Here is a 3,056-nt window from a genome sequence, read left to right as displayed (position 1 = left end):
GGCGCAGGGTGCCGATGACCGCGGCGCTCGCGCCGGTGGCCTCGATGGTGCTCTCCAAGCCGTACGCCATGACGGGGTGCGGGCTGATCTCGATGAACAGGTGGTGGCCGGCCGTCAGCAGATTGTGCGAGGCCGCCTCGAACTCCACCGTGCGGCGCAGGTTGCGCCACCAGTAGTCCGCGTCGAGCTCCTCGTGGGACACGAGCTCGCCGGTGACCGCCGACACCATCGGTACCGATCCGGCCTGCGGTCGTACGCCGGCCAGCGCGTCCAGCAGTTCGTCCTTGATCGGGTCGACGTGGTTGCTGTGCGACGCGTAGTCCACGTTGATGATGCGGGCGAGGATGCCGTCGGCCTCGCACTCGGCCTGCAGCTCCGCGACCGCTTCGGGGTCGCCGCTCACCGCGACGGATCCCGGGCCGTTGACCGCGGCGACCGACAGGCGCGTGCCCCACCGGGCCGCCCGCTTCCGGGCCTCGTCGGCGCCAAGACCCAGCGAGAGCATCGCCCCGCGCCCGAGCAGCGGCACCAGCGCCCGACTGCGCAACGCCACCACGCGCGCCCCGTCGTCCAGGGACAGGGCCCCCGCGACGCAGGCCGCGGCGATCTCGCCCTGCGAGTGGCCGACGACGGCGGCCGGTTCGACGCCGTGCTCCCGCCACACCTGGGCGAGCGAGACCATCACGGCCCACAGCACCGGCTGCACGACGTCGACACGCTCCAGCCCCGGCGCTCCCTCGGCCCCTTCGAGTACGTCGGAGAGGGACCAGGGAACGTAACGGCTCAGTGCCTCACCGCACTTGGCGAGCTGATCGGCGAACACGGGGGAGGACTTCGCGAGGGCCGTCGCCATGCCCGGCCACTGGCCGCCCTGCCCCGGGAAGACGAAGACCGGCCGGGCGTCGGTCCACGCCGTGCCCCGCACCACGTCGGGCGAGGTCTCCTCGCGCGCCAACGACGAGAGCCCCGCGAGCAGTTGCTCACGTGTGGCGCCCAGGACCACCGCCCGGTGGTCGAAGCGTGCGCGCGTCACCGCCAGGGAGTGGCCGACGTCCTCGGGGCGCTCGGTCTCCGCCACCTCCAGCAGCCGTGCCGCTTGCGCACGCAGTCCCTCCTCGCCGCGTGCCGAGACCACCCACGGCAGGAGCGTCGGCCGCGCGGCCTCTGCTGCCGCCGCGTCGGAACCACGCGACGGCGCTGTCTCCGGTGCCTGCGGGGGCGTGGCCTCCGGTGGCTCCTGCGGTGCCTCTTCTATGATCACGTGCGCGTTCGTACCGCTCACCCCGAACGAGGACACGCCGCAGCGCCGCGGCCGGTCCCCGCGCGGCCAGTCCACCGGCTTGGCCAGCGGTGCGACCCCGCTGCCCTCCCAGTCCACATGGCGCGAGGGCGAGGAGAAGTGCACCAGGCCGGGAAGCATCCCGTTCCGCAACGCCTCCACCGTCTTGATCACTCCGGCCACGCCCGCCGCGGCCTGGGAGTGACCGATGTTCGACTTCACGCTCCCGACCCACAGCGGCCGGTCCGCCGGGCGGTCGACGCCGTACGTCGCGATCAGGGCGCCCGCCTCGATCGGGTCCCCGAGCATGGTGCCGGTGCCGTGCGCCTCCACCGCGTCGACATCGGCGGGCGACAGGTCGCAGGCGCGCAGGGCGTCGCGGATGACCCGTTGCTGCGACGGCCCGTTCGGCGCGGTCAGGCCGTTGCTGGCGCCGTCGGAGTTGACCGCCGAGCCGCGGACGACCGCGAGGACCTGATGGCCGTTCGCCCGGGCGTCGGACAACCGCTCGAGCAGGAGCATGCCGGCACCCTCGCCCCACCCCGCCCCGTCGGCGCTGTCGGAGAAGGGCTTGGAGCGGCCGTCGGGCGACAGCGCGCCCTGCCGGGACATCTCGGTGATCACCCGCGGGTGGCACATCACCGTCGCGCCGCCCGCCAGCGCGAGCGAGCACTCGCCGCGGCGCAGCGATTCGGCCGCCGAGTGCAGCGCGACGAGGGAGGAGGAGCACGCCGTGTCGAGCGTGATCGCCGGTCCCTGCAGACCCATCGTGTACGCGATCCGGCCGGAGGCGACGCTGCCGAGCTCTCCGGTCAGCAGATAGCCTTCCGCGTCGTTCGGCGGCGACTGCAGCGGGACGCTGTAGTCCTGGTAGATCACCCCGGCGAAGACACCGGTGCGGCTGCCGACGAGCGTGGTCGGATCGATGCCCGCCCGCTCGAAGGACTCCCAGGCGCATTCGAGCAGCAGGCGCTGCTGCGGGTTGATGGCGGTGGCCTCCCGCGGCGTGATCCCGAAGAACCCCGCGTCGAAATAGGCGGCGTCCCGCAGGAATCCGCCCTCACGCACATACGTCGTTCCGGGATGATTCGCGTCGGGGTGGTAGAGGCTGTCGGTGTCCCAGCCGCGGTCGGACGGGAACGGCGCGATCGCGTCGCCGTCGGCCGCCACGAGCTCCCACAGGTCGGCCGGCGACATCACGTCGCCGGGGAACCTGCACGACATCCCGATGATCGCGATCGGCTCGGTGAACTGCGCCCGGAGCCGATCGTTCTCCTTCAACGACTCGCGCAACGCCTCGACCAGCTCGTCAACCGACGTGTTCAACGTGACTCCTTCAAGCATGAGCGATCGTGGAAAGGGGCGGCCGACGGCCGGTCAACTGACGTCACTCGGGCGTTTCTTGCCCAGTGCCAGCCGCACGAGCTCGTCGCTGTCCATGTCGTCGAAGGCGTGCTCGCCGCGGGCCGCGGGCACAGGGACGGGGACGGCAGCACGGTCGGCGTCATCTGTGCTCTCGGAGCTCTCGGAGCTCTCGGAGCCGAGCCTGGCGATCAGGTGGTCGACGAGCTCGCGCGGTGACGGATAGTCGTAGATGAGGGTGGTCGGCAGCCGGAGCCCCGTCACGCCGCACAGCCGGTTGCGGAGTTCCATTCCGGTCATCGACTCGAACCCCAGCGCCTTGAACGAGAGGCCCGCCTCGACCTGGCTCGACGCCTCCAGACCGAGTACGGCGGCGATCTCACCCGCCAGCAGCTCCTGCACGTCGCGCGGGGCG

At 72.1% G+C, this 3,056-nt stretch carries 2 protein-coding genes; both read right to left on the bottom strand.

Translation table 11 applies throughout. The annotated features are described in order from the left end of the window. Positions 1-2,623, bottom strand: a 2,623-nt coding sequence (locus AOK03_RS38855; protein WP_079075252.1) for a type I polyketide synthase, incomplete at its 3' end; no start/stop codon positions are given. Positions 2,624-2,656: 33 nt separating this feature from the next. Beyond that, positions 2,657-3,056: acyl carrier protein (locus tag AOK03_RS38850; protein ID WP_055570063.1), on the bottom strand; the 400-nt coding region annotated here is incomplete at its 5' end.

Source organism: Streptomyces atriruber (assembly GCF_001418325.1).
Classification (GTDB): domain Bacteria; phylum Actinomycetota; class Actinomycetes; order Streptomycetales; family Streptomycetaceae; genus Streptomyces; species Streptomyces atriruber.
This window is presented reverse-complemented; position numbering and strand designations above follow the sequence as displayed.